Below are 18,190 nucleotides of genomic sequence, written 5' to 3'. Positions count from 1 at the left end.
GACAGGTAACTGATGAAAGCCATTGCTCCTGGCAAAATAATTATTTCCGGTGAACACGGGGTTGTGTATGGCACGCCCGCTCTGGCGGTTGCGGTAAATATCCATGCCCGGTGTGAAGTGAAGCCGGTTGCAGATAAAGTGGTTCACCTGTATCTGGATAATCTTGGAGAAGGTTCCCGGGTGCAGCTGAGTGAGTGTCCCTTGGATTCCCTGGGTAACCTGCGACGGAGCGTGGATGAGGCTTACCAGGCTTATTTGCTGGGGCGGCTGAATATCGCCGATGTGCTTGCCGGGTCGGGTGATCTGTATCTGTATGCCATTGCCGGGCTGTTCAGCAGCTATGCTGTCTCCCTGGATCAGGGCTTTGAAGTTCATCTGAAATCTGATATTCCCATGGGTTCCGGTATGGGGTCTTCCGCCGCGACAGTGGCTTCTGTGTTGGCGGCTGTGGCGGGATATCTTGAAATAAATCTGGATAAAACCGCATTATTTCGCTTCACCAGTCATACTGAACGGTTGCAGCATGGTTGTAACAGCACCATAGACCCTATGGTCACGGTTCACGGCGGGCTTATTCGCATGGAAAATGCCGAAGTTGAGGCTCGTCCGGAAATTCCGGAGCTGAACTGGTATCTGGTGAATTCCGGAGCACCGGAGGTGAGTACCGGCCAGTGTGTGGCCGAAGTGCGTCGCCGCTTTGGTACCAGTACTATCTGGAATGAATTTCACAGTATTGTCACCGGCCTGGAGCAGGCTTTCCTGTGCCGGGATATCGGTGCCCTCAAAGAGTATGTCAAGCGTAACCATCAGTTGCTGGTGGATATTGGTGTTGTGCCGGGTACTGTGCAGAAATTTATTGAAGACCTGCGTACCCGTCATAATGCTGTAGGTAAAATCAGTGGTGCCGGAGCTGTGTTTGGAGAGAAAGCAGGTTTTGTGCTGGTGCAGAGTGATGAGCCTTTTGACTTTCTTTGCCGCGAGTATGGCTTCTCGGTAACCCGACTGCAGTGTGATCCCTATGGTGTCCGACTTTGCTGAGCTCTTCGTTCCCAACATTCCTGTTGCCGGAACCCGTGTTAATGTCTCTGTGCCAGGCAGTACCATGTTGTTCGGTGAGCATGCTGTTCTTTATGGTGAAGCGGCCATTGCCTGTGCGGTAAGCACACGCCTCCGTGTTAAAGCCTGTCTGCGCAGTGATCGCCGGGTAATTATCCGCTCCTCGCTCGGTGATCTTGAAACAGAGTTGGATAATCTGGCCAGCGAGCATACCCATCGTTTCACTCTTGCATTGTTGTCCCGTTGGAGGCGACGGTTGCCGGCGGGGGTTGAGCTGACCATAAGCTCTGACTTTTCCCATAAAGTTGGCCTGGGTTCCTCGGCAGCTTTGACGGTGGCAGTCGCCGCGGCGCTGAGGGTTTTGTCCGGGCTGTCCAGTAAGCCCCGAGTGTTACTGGATGAGTGTCTGGCGGTGGTGCAGGAAGTGCAGGGCGGTGGTTCCGGCACGGATCTTGTGGCCAGTATTTATGGTGGGGTTGTCCATTACCGTCCCAAAACCCGCAGCGTGACTCCGCTGGTGGATGCTCTCCCTCTGACCCTGCACTATTGTGGTTACAAAACCCCAACGCCGGAAGTGATTCGCAGGGTTGCCGGTGAACGTGCTCTGGTACCTTCTCTTTATGATCATCTGTTCCGAATGATGGGGGAATGCACTCAGCAGGCGACGGGGGCTATCCGTTCCAATAATCTTGAGCGCCTTGGGCGCTGTATGAATATTTACCATGGCCTGATGGATGCTCTTGGAGTGTGCGATGGTACCCTGGCATCCATGGTTTATCAGTTACGACAGCAGGGGCGGCAGGGGGTGAAAATCTCCGGCTCCGGCCTGGGGGACTGTGTTATCAGTTTGGGTGAAGGTGAGGCTGACCTGCCCGATTTTGAAACCCTGCCCGTTACCGTGTCCAGGAAAGGAGTGTCTTGTGAGTTTGAATCGGAGTGATGTGGCGGCCCGGATTCTGGGTGGCTGTGATCCGGCTCCTGCCCCGGTTTTTGAAGCTTTTGCCCCCGTAAATATTGCCCTGTGCAAATACTGGGGGAAGCGTAATGCTGCGCTGAATCTGCCGGTGAATGATTCCCTGTCAGTATCCCTGGGGAAAAAGGGTTCCACTACCCGTCTGGAGTGGCAGCCGGATGCGAGCGCAGATATTGTTCTGTTGAATGGCGCTGAAGTTGATCTGGAATCCGGGTTTTATCGCAAGGTTGTTCAACATATTAATCTGTTCCGCCCTCTGGTGCCCGGCCACCTGCTGGTGGATACCCGCAATGATGTAGCCACTGGTGCGGGGCTTGCCTCGTCTGCCTCGGGTTTTGCTGCGTTGACCAAGGCTCTCGCAGGGCTTTACGGCGTAGAGCTGGACGATCAGCAGTTGTCTGTGCTGGCCCGTCTGGGCAGTGGGAGTGCCTGCCGTTCTGTCTATGATGGCTTTGTACGCTGGCACCGGGGAGTGCGTGCCGATGGTATGGACAGCTTTGCTGAAAGGTTGCCGGAAATCTGGCCAGACTTTCGTATTGGCCTGCTGACCCTGGCCGGTGAGGAGAAGAAAACCGGTTCCCGTGAAGGTATGCAGCGCACAGTAGACAGCGCCATTCTTTACAGCAGCTGGCCGGAGCAGGCGGAAAGGGATATTGCCCGCCTTGAGCATGCTATTACTATTCGGGACTTTACCCTGCTGGGTACAACAGGGGAGCAGAATGCCATGGCTATGCATGCTACTATGCTGGCGTCCTGGCCGCCGCTGCTGTACTGGCAGCCTGAATCTGTGGAAGTGTTACAAAAGGTCTGGCAGTTGCGGGAAGAGGGATTGCCGGTTTATGTAACAATGGATGCTGGTCCCAATGTGAAGCTGTTGTTTCTCTCTTCTACTGCGGATGATGTTCGTTCCGCGTTTCCAGAGCTGGAGATAGTCGCTCCCTTTCACTGATGCTCTTGATACTCTGATGAAATAGTCAGAACTATTTGCTGTTGCCCTTTCTTTTGGGGTGCTGAGAAAAGATGCAAAGACGAAAGTGGGTGGAAGTGGGCATCCTGATATGATATAAAGCCGCGCTGCGATGCTGTTAATGCACTGCAGAGTTGTTTGAATTATTTAAAATCGCACATATATCGGCACATGATCCGGGGTGCCCCATGTTTGTTCTTATGCAGACATAGAGGGTCGGATTATGGGGTATATGGAGGCATAACCCCTTTAGGAGTTTAAAGACATGGCACACGTTACCATGCGCGAGATGCTGAAAGCCGGCGTCCACTTCGGTCACCAGACCCGTTACTGGAACCCCAAGATGGGTCGTTACATCTTCGGTGCCCGCAACAAGATTCATATCATCAACCTGGAATACACCCTTCCTGCTTTCAACAACGCCATGGACTTCATCAAGAAGCTGGCTGAAGGCAAGAACAAGGTTATGTTCGTAGGTACCAAGCGCGCTGCCAGCAAGCACGTACGTGAGCAGGCCCAGCGTTGCAGCATGCCTTACGTTGACCACCGCTGGCTGGGCGGCATGCTGACCAACTACAAGACTATCCGTCAGTCTGTACGTCGTCTGCGCGACCTGGAAGTCCAGCGTGAAGACGGTACTTTCGAGAAGCTGACCAAGAAAGAAGCGCTGATGCGTACCCGTCAGCTGGAAAAGCTGGACCGCTCTCTGGGTGGTATCAAGGACATGGGCGGCCTGCCTGACGCACTGTTCGTGATCGACGTAGAGCACGAAAAGATTGCTATTCAGGAAGCCAACAAACTGGGCATCCCCGTTATCGGTGTTGTTGACTCCAACAGCAACCCTGATGGCGTTGACATGGTTATTCCCGGTAACGACGACGCTATCCGTGCTATCCAGCTGTACCTGGAAAGCGCTGCCGACACCATCCTGGAAGCCCGCGCAGCCCAGGTTGCTGAAGGTGAGTTTGTTGAAGCAGAAGAAGCTCCTGCTGCGGAGGCCGAAGCGTCTGTTGCGGAAGCCGAAGCTCCTAAAGCTCCTAAAGCTCCCGAAGCTCCCGAAGCACCTAAAGCTGCTGAAGACGAGTCTGGCGCTAAAGAAGCCTGATCCGTCTGACCCGGTGCAGGTCATAATATGATTGTGAACACTGGGTCACAGAAATAAAAAAGGGGGCTTGGCCCCCTTTTTTCAAAAGGGTTTTAACGGATAACGCATGCATGTGGTGAAGCCTGCTGTGGTGAAGCCTGGCTGCGGGATCTGTGTTCTGACAGGTAAGAGGAATCTGAGATGGCAATTACAGCTGCTCTGGTAAAAGAACTGCGTGATCGTACCGGTCTTGGCATGATGGAGTGCAAGCGCGCTCTGGTTGCGACCGATGGTAATGTTGAAGTCGCTATCGAAGAGCTGCGCAAGTCCGGACAGGCCAAGGCTGCCAAGAAAGCTGGCCGTACCGCCGCTGAAGGTGTCGTGGCTGCCCGTAACATCGGTGGTGCTTCCCTGATTCTGGAAGTGAACTCTGAAACTGACTTTGTTGCCCGTGACGAAGGTTTCCTGGGCTTCGTAAACTCCGTTCTGGACAAGGCTGAAGCTGAAAACCTGACCGACGTAGCCGCTCTGAAAGAAGCTATGGAAACTGAGCGTCAGGCTCTGGTTCAGAAGATCGGTGAGAACATCGACATCCGTCGTATCACCAGGCTGGAAGGCGGCGTAACTGGTTCCTACGTTCACGGTAACAAGCGTATCGCTGTGCTGGTTGCCCTGGAAGGCGGTAACGAAGAGCTGGCCAAAGACGTTGCCATGCACGTTGCAGCTGTTAACCCTCAGGTTGTTAACAAAGAAGATATGCCTGCCGAGCTGGTAGAGAAGGAAAAGGAAATCTTCAAGGCCCAGGCTGAGCAGTCCGGTAAGCCTGCTGAAATTATCGAGAAGATGATCGTTGGCCGTATTAACAAATTCCTGGCTGAAAGCAGCTTGGTTGAGCAGCCCTTTGTTAAAGATCCCGATGTTAAGGTTGGCAAGATGGCCAAAGACGCTGGCGCTACCATCCTGAGCTTCGTTCGTTACGAAGTGGGTGAAGGTATTGAGAAAGAAGAAGTTGACTTCGCTGCCGAAGTAGCTGCTGCTGCAGCTGGCCAGTAAGTCTTCTGATTGTCTTGCTGACGGGGTGGTGATGTGATGTCATCACCCTGTTGTGTATTTAAAGTTGTGTATTTAAAGCCTGTACTGGGTAGTTATTAAAAGCGCAGAAAGCACCAGTTGATTGGGTATTTGCAATATAGATAGTGCGTGCAGAATAGATAGTGCGTGCAGATGACGTACAGATAAAAAGTGCCCAGCCGACTGCCTGGTTCGTGAAATGTGCAGCGTAATGTCATAGTACTGCTCTGACGCCAGAGCGTTGCGGGTTTTGTTTACTGTTTACAGACACGGAAATTTCTTATGCCTGCCACTGATCGTCAGCCTAAGTATCAACGTATTCTTCTCAAGCTCAGCGGCGAAGCGCTGATGGGCGATGAAGATTTTGGTATAGACCCCAAAGTCCTTGACCGTATGGCCCTGGAAATCGGCCAGCTGGTGGGAATCGGTGTTCAGGTGGGTCTGGTTGTCGGGGGCGGTAACCTGTTCCGTGGTGCGGCCCTGCAGCAGGCCGGAATGGATCGGGTCACCGGTGACCATATGGGTATGCTGGCTACAGTTATGAACGCCCTGGCCCTGAGGGATGCCCTGGAGCGTTCCAATATTAATACCCGGGTCATGTCTGCTATTCCCATGAGCGGCGTTGTTGAGCATTATGACCGTCGTCGTGCCGTGCGTTACCTGGGCTCCGGCGATGTCGTAATTTTCTCTGCAGGAACCGGTAATCCTTTCTTCACCACCGATTCCGCGGCCTGCCTGCGGGGTATTGAGGTGGAAGTGGATGTGGTGTTGAAGGCCACCAAGGTTGATGGTATCTACGACAGTGATCCGGTGAAAAACCCGGATGCGATGAAATTTGATGAGCTGACTTACGACGAAGTGCTGGATCGTAAGCTTGGCGTTATGGATCTTACTGCCATCTGTCTGGTACGTGACCATGATATGCCTGTACGGGTCTTTGATATGAACAAGCCCGGGGCGCTGCTGAATGTTGTTGTGGGTGGTAGTGAGGGTACACTGGTTTCCCTCTGATAAGGGTAAGCCGGAAGTGCTGAAACCTGTCACTGCTCCGGCCTGTAAGTCCAGGCCATCAGTTCTGTTTTACCCGGCGGAACCAGGAATGGGGTTCCGCCAGATTGTTTCGGGAGTGAATGATGATCAACGAAATCAAGTCTGAAGCCGAAAATCGCATGACCAAGAGCATCGACGCGCTGCATCATGCTTTCGCCAAAATCCGCACCGGGCGTGCTCACCCCAGTCTGCTGGAAAGCGTTAAGGTCAGCTACTATGGCTCTGATACCCCCCTGAGTCAGGTGGCCAATATTTCCGCTGAAGATGCCCGTACACTGGCTATCCGTGTGTGGGAGCGCTCCATGGTGCCTGACGTTGAGAAGGCCATTCTCAAGTCTGACCTGGGTCTGAACCCCTCCACGGCCGGTGAAGTGATCCGTGTTCCTCTGCCTGCCCTGACCGAGGAAACCCGTAAAGGTTACACCCGTCAGGCTCGCCAGGAAGCCGAGCAGACCCGTGTATCTATCCGTAATATTCGCCGTGACGCTATTGGTGACCTGAAGGATCTCGAGAAAGAAAAAGAGATCAGTGAAGACGACGAGCGTCGTGGCCAGGAAGAAGTCCAGAAGGTGACTGACCGCTTTATCGCCGAAGTTGAGAAAGCTCTTGAAGCCAAAGAAAGCGATCTGATGGCAATCTGATTTTTAAAGGCCGGAGTTTGCTGAAGGCCGGTTTTTTCGGTTTATATCGCCGGGTGTTTCTGTTTCCGGCGATATGTTCTGGGTCCGGTTGCAGAGCCGGCAGGTTTTTTGTGGCAGCATTGAATATATGACCCAATCATCGGCTGATGATGTGGCCAGCAGTATGACTGAGGCCCCATTGGAAAAGCAGCCCCTGGTGGCCGTTCCCCGCCATGTGGCAATTATTATGGACGGTAATAATCGCTGGGCAAAGAAAAACCGCAAGGGCAGTCTGGGCGGGCATCGTGCCGGTGTTGAGGCTGTGCGCAAGGTTGTGGAAGCCTGTGGTGAATATGGTGTAGAAGTGCTGACCCTGTTCGCCTTTTCCAGCGAGAACTGGAATCGCCCGCGGGATGAGGTGCGGGGCTTGATGGAGTTATTCCTCCACGCCCTGAAGCGGGAAGTCAAACGTCTGCGCAAGCACCGTATTCGCCTGAAGGTGATTGGCGATATCAGCCAGTTCAGTGAATCTATTCAGAAGCATATCCACCAGGCGGAACAGCAGACCGCTGAAGATTACCGGGTCACCCTGGTTATTGCTGCCAGTTATGGCGGGCAGTGGGATATTGTTGAGGCCACCAGAAGGCTGGCTGAACAGGTTCAGGCCGGAGAACTGGCCCCTGAAGACATTACCGGCGAACTTCTTGAGCGGAACCTCTCAACCGCAGACATTCCCCCCCCTGATTTACTGATCCGCACCAGTGGCGAACACCGCATCAGTAATTTTCTGCTGTGGCAGTGTGCCTATGCGGAGTTTTATTTTACCGATGTGCTGTGGCCTGATTTCAGTCAGGACGAGTTTTATCGGGCGCTGCAGAGTTATGGTCAGCGCCAGAGGCGTTTCGGACGTACCAGCGCGCAGATAGAAGCAGGCGATTAAACGCAGACTGACTATGTTGAAACAATAATTATGCTGAAACAAAGAGTGATAACCGCCCTGGCGCTGCTTCCCGTTGCCCTGGGTGGTGTGTTTGGACTTCCCCTTGAATGGTTCGCCGTGTTCGTTGGCGCGATTATTACCCTGGGAGCCTGGGAGTGGGCCAGCCTTTCCGGCTTCTCTGCCCAGTGGCAGCGCGTGCTCTACGCCCTGCTGACCGGCGCGACCCTGATCCCCCTGTTTGGTTTACCCGCCAGTTTAATGCTGGGTGCCGGTCTGGCCTGGTGGCTGATGGCGCTGATGCTGGTTATAAGTTACCCGGATTCAACTGCTGCCTGGCGACAGAGGGTGATTCGTCTGATTATTGGCTGGTTTGTGTTGATTCCCGCCTGGGCCGGGCTGGTGTTCCTGAAGTCTCAGGATATTGGCAATCTGCTGATTCTCTATGTGTTTGTGCTGGTGTGGGGCGCTGATGTCGGCGCTTATTTCTCCGGCAAGACCTTTGGCAAGCGCAAGCTGGCTCCGAATCTGAGTCCTGGAAAAACCTGGGAGGGTGTGTTGGGTGGCATGTTGCTGATTACCGTGATTGCACTTGCTGTAGCCTGGTATCGGGAACTCTATCTGTTCCATACTCTGGCGCTGTTGGCGGTGACCTGGGCGGTTGGCCTTGTCTCTGTGTTGGGTGACCTTCTGGAAAGTATGTTTAAGCGGGAGCAGGGCATTAAAGACAGCAGTCAACTGCTGCCCGGCCATGGCGGTGTGATGGACAGGATCGACAGCCTGACAGCGGCTGTGCCTATATTCTCTCTGTTCTGGCTTCTGGCCTCCTGATACCGGTTGCCTGAAGAGTTTTATCCCCGGAGAGACATAACTCTCCGGGACTTTGATTGTGAAGTTGCTGGCGCCCGTTGGCGCTTTTCCTCTTCCCGTGTTTCACTTCCCTGCTTAAATTTTTCGGGCTGTTATTGATGAGCAGCAAAGATTGCGTATTTGCCGCCCCCCAGGATTCTGTCGCGGCTTTTGAATTTGATGAAGCTGTTGCCCGGGTATTCCCGGATATGATTCAGCGCTCCGTGCCGGGTTACAGCATGGTGGTATCTATGATCGGACTGATCGCTGCCCGTTATGGTAAGTCCCATACCAACTTGTATGATCTGGGTTGCTCGTTGGGGGCTTCTGCCATTGCCATGCGTCATGGTGTGAATCGTGAAGACTGCCGGGTGATTGCGGTAGATAACTCTGAAGCCATGACCCGCCGTTGTCGGGAGATTGTTGTTAATGATAATGGCATCACGCCGGTAGATGTGCTGTGCGAAGATATTCGCAATATCACTATTCAGAATGCCTCTGTGGTTACTCTGAACTTTACTCTGCAGTTTATCCCGATGGAGAACCGCCTTGAGCTACTGTCGTCTATTCGGGAAGGGTTGCGCCCCGGTGGAGTCCTGGTGCTTTCGGAGAAGCTGGCCTTTCCTGATCAGCACCAGAGCATCCTGGATACCCTGTATTACGACTACAAGCGGGCCAATGGTTATTCGGAGCTGGAAATCAGTCAGAAGCGTACGGCCCTGGAAAATGTGCTGATTCCCGAGCCGTTAAGCGTGCACCGTGAGCGTTTACTGGATGCTGGTTTTCACCATGTGGTTCCCTGGTACCAGGGCTTTAATTTCTGTTCTCTGCTGGCTGTGCGCTAAGGAGCCGGGTGATGATCTCTGCCTTTTATGATGACCTCTTTTCAGCCATGGTGGGTACACGGCTCGAACCCTGGCTGGATACCCTGAGGGACCAGCTCCACGAAGTGCTGGTCAATACTCCCCACGGGGATATGTTACGCTGGCAGAAGTCTCTGGATGCGCTGCCGGATATTCCGGTCAGTAAGATTGGGTTAAATGGCAGTGCGGTATCAGCTTTTTCAGAGAAGCCTGTATCTGATGAATTGCGTCAACAGTTACATCATGCCCTTAAAGGGTTGAGTCCCTGGCGCAAGGGACCGTTTAACCTGTTTGGTGAATATATTGATGCGGAATGGCGTTCCGACTGGAAGTGGGATCGTCTGAAAGATCATATTGCTCCCCTGGCCTCAAGACAGGTGCTTGATGTGGGTTGCGGTTCCGGCTATCACATGTGGCGAATGCTGGGTGAAGGGGCGGAGCGGGTGCTGGGGGTTGATCCCTCCCGTTTGTTCCTGATGCAGTTCCAGGCGGTGAAGCGTTATGTGGGCGCTAACAGCCCGGTTCACCTTCTGCCCTTGAAGATGGAAGATGTGCCTCCCCGGTTGCGGGCCTTTGATACCGTATTCTCCATGGGGGTGCTGTACCACAGGAAGTCACCCATTGAGCATCTGCAGGAGCTTCACGGTTCTCTGCGGGCCGGCGGTGAGCTGGTGCTGGAAACCCTGGTGATTGACGGAAAACCGGGTGAGGTGCTGATGCCGGAAGACCGATATGCAATGATGCGTAATGTCTGGTTTCTGCCTAGCCCGGATACGCTGCTGCTGTGGCTGCGTCGTTCCGGGTTCCGCAATGCCCGGGTTGTGGATATGGGTCGCACGACCATGGAAGAACAACGTCAGACCGAGTGGATGGGCTTTAACTCCCTGAAAGATTTCCTCGACCCTGAAGACCCCAGAAGAACTGTGGAAGGGCTTCCTGCGCCTTTACGGGCAGTCGTAGTTGCTGAAGCTGGCTAAGGGGGATTTACGCAAACCAGAATCTTATGGTTTGTGTATCTGGTTGTTGGTTCAGACTTTCCGGCAAAGCAGGTGAATATACCGGGCCATCTGTCGGTAAGGTTCCTGGCGGCCATAAATCTTTTCGGCTTCCAGAATATCTTCAAAGCGGCTGCGTTCCCGGTCATGGGGGTACATATTGTCGTAGACGCTGCGGATACCTGTGCGGGCTTTAATATCGAACCCTTCTTCAAGAAGCCACTGTTCAACATCTTCAGGATTTTGAGGGTTATCCGGCGTCAGGGTTTTGCCATTGCCTTTCAGTCGGGCTCCGGGATTATTGGTGTAAACAAAGTTGCCCATCATCAGGTGGCGCCAGATCAGGGCCTGTCGGTTGTAAAACAGAACGGAAAACCAGCCACCGGGTTTTACCAGAGTTCCAAGGGTTTGCAGAACCTGCTTTGGGTTTTCCAGCCACTCGACAACCGCGTGGAACAGAATAAGGTCAACTTGCCCGGTAATATATTCGGGAAGCTTCTGTGCCGGTGTGTGAATAAAGGATGCGGATGTATTTGGTGCAATATCCTGATAGTTCTGTTCGGCCCGTTTCAGCATCTCACAAGAGATATCGCAGAGGACGACGGTATTGTTGCTCTCCTTGACAAGTTCTGCGGAGAACAGGCCGGTACCGCCGCCTGCGTCGATGATGAATTTGGACGCCTTCGGGATTTTTAGCCAGTCTATATACTGTTGAAAATCTTCCCTGAGCAGGGCTGTGCGTAGAGCACCTTTTGGGGTGCCGTAGATTTGTCGTTCAAAGCGTTCAGCCAGTGCGTCGAAGTTTCTGTCCTCGGCCAACACCTGCTCTCCTGAAAAGAAGAAATAATATCATTGCTTATCGGAATTTTCTCTGGATATTTGCCTGTTCTGCGGTCTCTGTGCGAGCATTAACAGATAAATGAATTTTGCCCTGCGTTTTTAAAGAATTATCTAAAGAGACTTTCACTGTATGGATTCAATCCAGACAATACTTGCATTTATTGTGACCCTTGGGTTACTTGTCAGTATTCATGAATATGGCCACTTCTGGGTAGCTCGCCGCTGCGGCATCAAGGTTCTGCGCTTCAGTGTTGGTTTTGGCCGGGCGTTGTGGACCTGGCATGATAAACACGGCACAGAGTTTGTTATCGCTCTTATTCCCCTTGGCGGTTACGTCAAGATGCTGGACGAGCGGGAAGAGGAAGTTCCGGAGAGTGAGCGCCACCTGTCTTTCAACAGCAAATCTCCTCTGGCCAGAATTGCGGTTGTCGCCGCAGGTCCTGTCGCCAATTTCCTGCTGGCCATTGTGGCTTTGTGGATTATGTATATGGTTGGCGTACGTTCGATTATCCCTGTTGTGGGTGATGTCGTGCCGGATTCGCCAGCGGCGAAAGCCGGGCTTATGACCGATATGGAAATTCTCTCCGTAGGTGGTGTTCCGACCCGTAGCTGGAACGATGTCAATATGGAGCTGTTCCGGTTTGCCGGTGAAACCCGGACGGTGGAAATTGCCACCCAGCCCTTCAGTCAACAGGCTTCTTTGCCAACGGTTGAACAGGTGCAGATTTCCCGCTGGCTTTCCGGTGATGAACCCCAAAGCCCGGTACGGGCGCTGGGTATTATCCCCTGGTCTCCTAAAGTTGCTCCTGTGATTGGTGAAATAGTTCCTGGCCAGGCTGCGGAAAAGGCAGGGCTGAAGCCGGGTGACAGGATACTGAGTATGAATGGCCGAGCGGTGGAAAGCTGGGGCGCATGGGTCAGCATGATTCGGGATAACCCGGGTAACACGTTGAAAATTATCGTGGAAAGAAATGGCTCTGAGGTACCGCTGAAGCTGGTGCCCGGGGAAAAACCATTAGCCGATAACACAAAAATTGGTTACATTGGTGCGGGGTCGAGCCCGTATAAGTGGCCAGAAGATCAAATTCGGGATATTCGTTTTAGTCCGGTTGCCGCACTGGGGGTGGCTGCCGAAGAAACGGCCTCCTTATCAGTCTTGATGATTGACTCATTACGCAAGATGGTAACGGGGTTGGTATCAGTCAGTAATCTGAGTGGTCCCATTACAATAGCCCGGGCTGCCGGTGCTTCTATCAAATCAGGGTTGGAAAGCTTTCTCGGTTTTCTGGCCATGTTGAGTGTCAGTCTTGGTGTGATCAACCTGTTGCCAGTGCCGGTGCTCGACGGTGGCCACCTGCTGTATCATTTCGTAGAACTGATCAGAGGCAGGCCCCTGTCGGAGAAGGTACAGATGTTTGGCATGCGGATAGGCCTGGCGCTGATTCTGGGTGTTATGTTTGTCGCCCTGTTTAATGACTTGAGTCGACTGTGACCCTCTTTGGGGGATAAAGAGACTATTTAATCTGGAAGAACGGATTCCATGAAGCGATTATTACTGCCGCTCGTCGCCGGAAGCATGCTCGCCGCCGGCCAGGCCAGTGCTTTTGTAGTAAACGACATCCGTCTTGACGGCCTGCAGAGGGTGTCTGCGGGTACCGTTTTCAATGTGTTACCTGTAACAATTGGTGACGATCTTGACAGCCAGTCTGTGGCTGAGGCGGCAAAAGCACTGTTCCGCACAGGGTATTTTCAGGATATCCGGCTTGGTCGGGATGGCGATGTTCTGGTAGTGACCATGGTGGAGCGGCCTTCGATCAGCAAGATTGAGATCGAAGGCAACAAAGCGATAAAAACAGAAGATCTGCTAAAGGGTCTGAAACAGTCAGGACTTTCAGAGGGGGAAATTTTCCAGCAGGCCACTCTCGAGGCCATCCGCATGGAGCTGGAACGCCAGTATGTCGCCCAGGGCCGTTATGGTGCCCGTATTGAGGCTGATGTCCGGGCCCTGCCCCGTAACCGTGTGGCAGTGACTATCAAGGTGCGGGAAGGAAAGGTTTCCACCATCAAGGACATTAATGTCGTTGGTGCCAAGGTATTCAAAACTGAAGAGCTGATTGATCTCTTCGACCTGAAAACCACCAACTGGACATCCTGGTACTCCAGCGATAATAAGTATTCCCGGGAAAAACTCTCCGGAGACCTGGAGCGCCTGCGTTCCTATTATCTTGATCGAGGTTATATCAATTTCAATATCACTTCGACCCAGGTGTCCATCACCCCAGACAAACAGGGTGTGTATATCACCGTTAATGTGGACGAAGGTAATAAGTACACTGTTAATGAAGTGAAACTTGCCGGTGACCTGGTGGTGGGCAAAGCGGAAATTGAGCCGCTGCTGTTGGTCAAAGAAGGGTTTGTATTCTCACGTCAGCTGATGACCAGTACTGAAGAACTGGTCACCCGTCGTCTGGGTAACGAAGGTTATACCTTTGCCAACGTGGCAGGTATTCCCCAGCCCAATCACGAAAACAATACCGTTGATATTACCTTCTTTGTTGAACCTGGCCGTCGTGCTTATGTTCGCCGTATCAACTTTTCCGGCAATGTCAAAACGGAAGATGAAGTGCTGCGTCGGGAAATGCGCCAGATGGAAGGCGCGTCTGCCAATACTGCGCAGATTGATCGCTCTAAGGCCCGCCTGAGCCGTCTGGGTTACTTCAAGGAAGTGAATGTTGAAACCACACCGGTTCCTGGCACCAGCGATCTGGTGGATGTGAACTACAGCGTGGAAGAACAGCCTTCCGGTTCTATTACCGCCAGTGTGGGTTACTCCCAGTCCGATGGTTTGATTCTGGGAGGGTCAATCAGCCAGGATAATTTCCTGGGTTCTGGTAACCGGGTGTCCATTGCGGCTAATACCAGTAAAGTCCGAAAGCTGTACAGCTTCTCCTTTAACGACCCTTACTACACCGTTGATGGTGTAAGTCGTGGATACAGTCTGTATTACAGCGAAACCAATAACAAAGACAGTAATATTTCCAATTACAGCGTCGACAATATGGGCGCGGACATTACTTTCGGCTATCCGATCTCTGAGCTTTCCAGCCTGCGCTTCGGGGCTGGTGTTGAGAACAACAAACTGAAAGAAGGCAAGGACCCGGCTCGGGAAGTCCAAGACTTTATTAAGCGGGAAGGTAATAATTTCACCAATTTCAAAGCTAATGTCGGTCTGTTCCAGTCGAATCTGAATAATGGTCTGCTACCTACCCGTGGCTGGTCCCAGAGCATTTCTGCGGAAGTGACGATTCCCGGCAGTAAGCTCCATTTTTACAAGCTGAATTACCGTGGTCAGTACTTTGTCCCCCTGACTGAAAATCTGACCCTGCGTCTGGCCGGACGTGTCGGTTACGGTGGTGCTTACGGCAGCACCTCTGAACTGCCGTTCTTTGAAAACTTCTACGGCGGTGGCTTCGGCTCTGTCCGTGGTTACAAAGACAATACCCTTGGCCCCCGTTCCTTGCAGGTGGATGGTGACTATGATCCCATCGGTGGTAACGTACTGGTGGAAAGCACCGCAGAAATCCTTTTTCCGCTGCCGTTTATCAAGGACCAGCGTCAGCTGCGTACCTCTGTCTTCTTTGACGTGGGTAATGTTTTTGATACCAACTGTAAGACCGGTACGGAAACTTCCGGTACGAACAAAGGTAAGGACCTCAGTCAGAACTGTTACAAACCGTCCTTCTCCGACATGCGTTACAGTGTCGGTGTCGGCCTGACCTGGATTACCCCTATGGGTCCGCTGACTTTCAGCCTGGCGAAAGCGCTTAAGGAAGAAAAGCATGACGAGACTCAGGTGTTCCAGTTCTCTCTTGGTACACCGTTCTGATTGAGGAAGTATCAGACAGGTGACATTTCAGGGGCAGGGCGTTAGCCTTGCCTCTGTTTTTGTAAACTAGTTTTGTAAACTAGTGTTAAAAGCTCAATAGATAGCGAAATGAATTTCAGGAGTGAAAGAATTGCGTAGTCTGAAATATATAACGGTGGCCCTGGCCCTGACAGCTCCCCTGGCACAGGCCGCCGGTGTTGCTGTTATCAATACCCAGAAAGCACTGCTGGAATCCAGCGCGGCAAAAGCTTATGCCCAGAAATCTGAAAAGAAGTTCAGCTCCCAGATCGCCAGTCTGAAGAAGCTGGAAGATGAGTATAAACTGCAGGTGCAGAAGCTTGAGCGTGATGGTGCCACCATGAGCGCTGGCGAACGTTCCAAGATTGAACGTGAACTGGGTCGCAAGCAGGAAGATTACCAGATCCAGATGAAGATGCTGCAGGACGAAAAAGCCCGCTCCGACCAGGGCGAGCTGGATCGTCTGCGTCCCAAGCTGGAAGAAGCGATCAAGTCTGTGGCCACTGGTGGTAATTACGATGCCGTTATTGAACAGGCGACAACTCGTTACACCAAGCCGGGTCTCGATATCACCGGCAAGGTGATCGAGAAGCTCAACAAGCTGACTAAGTAAAAGCAGGGACTGATGACGTCGGTGAAGCAGTACACTCTGTCAGAACTGGCAGATTTTTTACAGGCGGACATTCGTGGTGATGCTGAGTGCGTCATCACGGGTTTGGCCACCCTCAATGATGCCAAGGCCGGGACCCTTTCGTTCCTTGCCAATCCGGTTTATGAAAAACACCTTGCGGGCACAGGTGCCAGTGCGGTATTGCTCACACCGGAAATGGCAGAGGAATTTGCCGGTAACGCGCTGGTCATGAAAAACCCTTATCTTGGCTTTGCCAGAGTCAGCCGGTTGTTTGATCCGGGTAATGGTGAGGAGCTGGGGGTGCATCCCCATGCGGTCGTGGATTCTACGGCCAAAGTTTCATCCAAAGCCTGGGTTGGCCCTAATGCTGTAGTTGAGGCGGGCGTTGTTATAGAAGACGGCGTACGTATTCTTGGTGGCTGTTATGTTGGGCGTGACTGCCATGTGGGCGCAGATACGATTCTTAAAGCCAATGTTACCCTTTGTCACGAAGTCTCGGTGGGCGCACGGGGTATAATCCATTCCGGTGCGGTGATTGGCTCTGATGGTTTTGGTTTTGCCAGCAGTGGCGGCGAATGGGTCAAGATTGCCCAGCTGGGCAGCGTGGTGATTGGCGACGATGTGGATATTGGCGCTAACACAACTATTGACCGTGGGGCATTGGGGAATACCGTGCTGCACGACGGGGTGAAGGTGGATAACCTCGTCCAGATCGCACATAACGTGGAAATCGGTAAAAATACGGCTATTGCCGGCTGTGTTGGTATTTCCGGTAGTACCCGTATCGGTGAAGGTTGTACCATTGCCGGAGCTACAGGGATTGCCGGGCATCTGACTATAGCGGACAATGTTCATATTGCCGGAATGGCCATGATAACCAAGTCCATTACCCAGGCAGGAGCCTGGTCTTCTGCTGGCGTGGGAACCATGCCGGTGAAAGAGTGGCGACGCAATGTGGTTCGTTTCCGCCAGCTGGACGATATGGCGAAGCGGTTACGGAATCTGGAGAAAAAGCAGCCCTGATCCCTGCTTTTTCCCTGAATCGTAGAGAGCCGGCATTGCCGGCTTTTCTATTTTCAGAGACAACAAATGCGACGCAATAAATTTTTAAAGTACTGGGAGGCTTTTTTCTGCCATGATGCAGATTGAGGAAATCAAAACGCTGTTGCCCCAGCGCTATCCGTTTCTGTTAGTTGACAGGGTTGTCGATATTGACCTCGAAAAGAACACCATCGACTGCTACAAGAATGTCACTAGTAACGAAGATTTTTTTAACGGGCACTTCCCCGGGCATCCGGTTATGCCCGGTGTGCTGATTGTGGAGGCTATGGCTCAGGCCGCTGGTCTTTTGGGTTTCAGTATGGCAGCCAAGGCACCCGGGGAAAATTCTGTTTATTATTTTGCCGCGGCTGACAAGGTTCGTTTCCGTCAGCCAGTGGTTCCGGGAGACAGGTTGCAGTTAAAAGCGGAATTTATCACGGAAAAAAGAGGTATCTGGAAATTTTCCTGTGAGGCGCTGGTTGATGGTAGAATGGCAAGTTCTGCTGTTATAACTTGTGCGAAAAAGGAAATCTGACCTTGATCGACTCCCGTGCCGTTATCCATCCATCCGCGCGGCTGGCCGATGATGTAGAGGTGGGGCCTTTCACTACCATAGGCCCCGATGTGGAAATCGGGTCTGGTACGAAGATCCACTCCCACGTTGTCATTAAAGGCCCAACGACCATCGGTCGTAACAATAGTATTTTTCAGTTCTCCTCAGTGGGGGAGGACTGCCAGGACAAAAAATTCGCCGATGAACCAACCCGGTTGGAAATCGGGGACAATAATGTTATCCGTGAGGGCTGCACCATACACCGGGGCACTGTTCAGGATAACAGTATTACCCGTATCGGCAGTGGCAACCTTCTGATGGCTTATGTCCATGTTGCCCATGACTGCATCGTGGGTGATAACTGCATTTTTGCCAATAATGCCTCCATCGCCGGCCATGTTGTGGTTGAGGATAACGTGATCCTGGGTGGTTTCACAACGGTTCACCAGTTCTGCCTGATCGGTCGCAACAGCATGACTGCGGCCCAGACCGCGCTGTTTAAAGATCTTCCAGCCTTTATTATGGCCAGCGGCAATCCGGCCCGGGTTCACGGTATGAACTTTGAAGGTATGCGCCGTCGGGGCTGGAACGATGACACCATCCGTGACCTGCGCAAGGCCTATAAGGTTGTTTACCGCCAGGGCATGAAGCTTACCGAAGCAGTGGAAGTGCTCCAGGGCATGACCTCGAAAACACCGCAAATCCAGGCCCTTGTTGACACCCTTCAGGGGTCCACACGGGGTATTACGCGCTGAT

At 52.6% G+C, this 18,190-nt stretch carries 18 protein-coding genes; 17 read left to right on the top strand and 1 reads right to left on the bottom strand.

Translation table 11 applies throughout. The annotated features are described in order from the left end of the window. Window positions 1–12 precede the first annotated feature (12 nt). The 11 genes from ACY2RQ_RS12695 to cmoB all read left to right on the top strand — a co-directional run bounded on the left by ACY2RQ_RS12695 (window position 13) and on the right by cmoB (window position 10,447). Entirely contained in the window at window positions 13–1,038 is a 1,026-nt protein-coding gene (locus ACY2RQ_RS12695) for a mevalonate kinase family protein (RefSeq protein WP_490113352.1), read from the top strand. Further along, the gene (mvk, locus tag ACY2RQ_RS12690; protein WP_490113351.1) at window positions 1,019–1,996 is read left to right on the top strand and encodes a mevalonate kinase; all 978 of its coding nucleotides are present in this window, start codon (window positions 1,019–1,021) and stop codon (window positions 1,994–1,996) included. Before ACY2RQ_RS12695 ends, mvk begins: the two co-directional genes overlap by 20 nt. Then, on the top strand, window positions 1,977–2,978 hold the full coding sequence (gene mvaD, locus ACY2RQ_RS12685; RefSeq protein WP_490113350.1) for a diphosphomevalonate decarboxylase: 1,002 nt from the start codon (window positions 1,977–1,979) through the stop codon (window positions 2,976–2,978). The genes mvk and mvaD overlap by 20 nt, the downstream gene beginning before the upstream one ends. Before the next feature lie 283 nt (window positions 2,979–3,261). Next, on the top strand, window positions 3,262–4,101 hold the full coding sequence (gene rpsB, locus ACY2RQ_RS12680; protein ID WP_490113349.1) for a 30S ribosomal protein S2: 840 nt from the start codon (window positions 3,262–3,264) through the stop codon (window positions 4,099–4,101). A 180-nt stretch (window positions 4,102–4,281) separates the two neighbouring features. After that, on the top strand, window positions 4,282–5,133 hold the full coding sequence (gene tsf / locus ACY2RQ_RS12675) for a translation elongation factor Ts (protein ID WP_490113348.1): 852 nt from the start codon (window positions 4,282–4,284) through the stop codon (window positions 5,131–5,133). A gap of 300 nt (window positions 5,134–5,433) precedes the next feature. Continuing rightward, window positions 5,434–6,162 carry a UMP kinase gene (gene pyrH / locus ACY2RQ_RS12670; RefSeq protein WP_490113347.1) on the top strand — a complete coding sequence of 243 codons (729 nt, stop codon included), beginning with the start codon at window positions 5,434–5,436 and terminating at the stop codon, window positions 6,160–6,162. Window positions 6,163–6,284: 122 nt separating this feature from the next. Next, complete coding sequence (frr, locus tag ACY2RQ_RS12665; protein ID WP_490113380.1) at window positions 6,285–6,842, top strand: ribosome recycling factor; 558 nt, start codon at window positions 6,285–6,287, stop codon at window positions 6,840–6,842. 127 nt (window positions 6,843–6,969) lie between these two features. Further along, window positions 6,970–7,761 (top strand): polyprenyl diphosphate synthase, encoded by a 792-nt coding sequence (gene uppS, locus ACY2RQ_RS12660; protein WP_490113346.1) that lies wholly within the window; start codon window positions 6,970–6,972, stop codon window positions 7,759–7,761. Between the two features lie 30 nt (window positions 7,762–7,791). After that, on the top strand, window positions 7,792–8,589 hold the full coding sequence (locus ACY2RQ_RS12655) for a phosphatidate cytidylyltransferase (RefSeq protein WP_490113345.1): 798 nt from the start codon (window positions 7,792–7,794) through the stop codon (window positions 8,587–8,589). Between the two features lie 137 nt (window positions 8,590–8,726). Continuing rightward, window positions 8,727–9,452, top strand: coding sequence for a carboxy-S-adenosyl-L-methionine synthase CmoA (cmoA, locus tag ACY2RQ_RS12650; RefSeq protein ID WP_490113344.1), 726 nt, complete (start codon window positions 8,727–8,729; stop codon window positions 9,450–9,452). A gap of 11 nt (window positions 9,453–9,463) precedes the next feature. Next, window positions 9,464–10,447: a tRNA 5-methoxyuridine(34)/uridine 5-oxyacetic acid(34) synthase CmoB gene (gene cmoB, locus ACY2RQ_RS12645; protein ID WP_490113343.1), complete on the top strand. Its 984-nt coding sequence runs from the start codon at window positions 9,464–9,466 to the stop codon at window positions 10,445–10,447. A 51-nt stretch (window positions 10,448–10,498) separates the two neighbouring features. On the opposite strand, the gene ACY2RQ_RS12640 is transcribed toward cmoB, so the two are convergent. Further along, on the bottom strand, window positions 10,499–11,284 hold the full coding sequence (locus ACY2RQ_RS12640; protein WP_490113342.1) for a methyltransferase domain-containing protein: 786 nt from the start codon (window positions 11,282–11,284) through the stop codon (window positions 10,499–10,501). Window positions 11,285–11,435: 151 nt separating this feature from the next. Here ACY2RQ_RS12640 and rseP point away from each other — a divergent pair, with 151 nt between their 5' ends. The 6 genes from rseP to lpxA all read left to right on the top strand — a co-directional run bounded on the left by rseP (window position 11,436) and on the right by lpxA (window position 18,189). After that, a complete protein-coding gene (gene rseP, locus ACY2RQ_RS12635) occupies window positions 11,436–12,797 on the top strand; it encodes a sigma E protease regulator RseP (protein ID WP_490113341.1) in 1,362 nt (453 codons plus the stop codon). A 48-nt stretch (window positions 12,798–12,845) separates the two neighbouring features. Continuing rightward, window positions 12,846–15,191: an outer membrane protein assembly factor BamA gene (gene bamA / locus ACY2RQ_RS12630; RefSeq protein ID WP_490113340.1), complete on the top strand. Its 2,346-nt coding sequence runs from the start codon at window positions 12,846–12,848 to the stop codon at window positions 15,189–15,191. 130 nt (window positions 15,192–15,321) lie between these two features. After that, window positions 15,322–15,822 carry an OmpH/Skp family outer membrane protein gene (locus ACY2RQ_RS12625; protein WP_490113339.1) on the top strand — a complete coding sequence of 167 codons (501 nt, stop codon included), beginning with the start codon at window positions 15,322–15,324 and terminating at the stop codon, window positions 15,820–15,822. 12 nt (window positions 15,823–15,834) lie between these two features. Then, window positions 15,835–16,863 (top strand): UDP-3-O-(3-hydroxymyristoyl)glucosamine N-acyltransferase, encoded by a 1,029-nt coding sequence (lpxD, locus tag ACY2RQ_RS12620; RefSeq protein WP_490113338.1) that lies wholly within the window; start codon window positions 15,835–15,837, stop codon window positions 16,861–16,863. Window positions 16,864–16,975: 112 nt separating this feature from the next. Next, window positions 16,976–17,416 (top strand): 3-hydroxyacyl-ACP dehydratase FabZ, encoded by a 441-nt coding sequence (gene fabZ, locus ACY2RQ_RS12615; protein ID WP_490113337.1) that lies wholly within the window; start codon window positions 16,976–16,978, stop codon window positions 17,414–17,416. A gap of 2 nt (window positions 17,417–17,418) precedes the next feature. Then, window positions 17,419–18,189: an acyl-ACP--UDP-N-acetylglucosamine O-acyltransferase gene (gene lpxA, locus ACY2RQ_RS12610; RefSeq protein ID WP_490113336.1), complete on the top strand. Its 771-nt coding sequence runs from the start codon at window positions 17,419–17,421 to the stop codon at window positions 18,187–18,189. The last annotated feature ends 1 nt before the right edge of the window (window position 18,190 follow it).

The organism is Parendozoicomonas sp. 209JJ7-1, assembly GCF_058147085.1.
The sequence above is the reverse complement of the archived record's forward strand: the minus strand, read 5'-3'. Positions and strand labels throughout refer to the sequence as shown.

Bases quoted from the DNA above. Each gene is read 5' to 3' on its own strand.
- ACY2RQ_RS12695 (WP_490113352.1), top strand. From the start codon at position 13: ATGAAAGCCATTGCTCCTGGCAAAATAATTATTTCCGGTGAACACGGG.
- mvk (WP_490113351.1), top strand. From the start codon at position 1,019: ATGGTGTCCGACTTTGCTGAGCTCTTCGTTCCCAACATTCCTGTTGCC.
- rpsB (WP_490113349.1), top strand. From the start codon at position 3,262: ATGGCACACGTTACCATGCGCGAGATGCTGAAAGCCGGCGTCCACTTC.
- tsf (WP_490113348.1), top strand. From the start codon at position 4,282: ATGGCAATTACAGCTGCTCTGGTAAAAGAACTGCGTGATCGTACCGGT.
- pyrH (WP_490113347.1), top strand. From the start codon at position 5,434: ATGCCTGCCACTGATCGTCAGCCTAAGTATCAACGTATTCTTCTCAAG.
- frr (WP_490113380.1), top strand. From the start codon at position 6,285: ATGATCAACGAAATCAAGTCTGAAGCCGAAAATCGCATGACCAAGAGC.
- uppS (WP_490113346.1), top strand. From the start codon at position 6,970: ATGACCCAATCATCGGCTGATGATGTGGCCAGCAGTATGACTGAGGCC.
- ACY2RQ_RS12655 (WP_490113345.1), top strand. From the start codon at position 7,792: ATGCTGAAACAAAGAGTGATAACCGCCCTGGCGCTGCTTCCCGTTGCC.
- cmoA (WP_490113344.1), top strand. From the start codon at position 8,727: ATGAGCAGCAAAGATTGCGTATTTGCCGCCCCCCAGGATTCTGTCGCG.
- cmoB (WP_490113343.1), top strand. From the start codon at position 9,464: ATGATCTCTGCCTTTTATGATGACCTCTTTTCAGCCATGGTGGGTACA.
- rseP (WP_490113341.1), top strand. From the start codon at position 11,436: ATGGATTCAATCCAGACAATACTTGCATTTATTGTGACCCTTGGGTTA.
- bamA (WP_490113340.1), top strand. From the start codon at position 12,846: ATGAAGCGATTATTACTGCCGCTCGTCGCCGGAAGCATGCTCGCCGCC.
- lpxD (WP_490113338.1), top strand. From the start codon at position 15,835: ATGACGTCGGTGAAGCAGTACACTCTGTCAGAACTGGCAGATTTTTTA.
- fabZ (WP_490113337.1), top strand. From the start codon at position 16,976: ATGATGCAGATTGAGGAAATCAAAACGCTGTTGCCCCAGCGCTATCCG.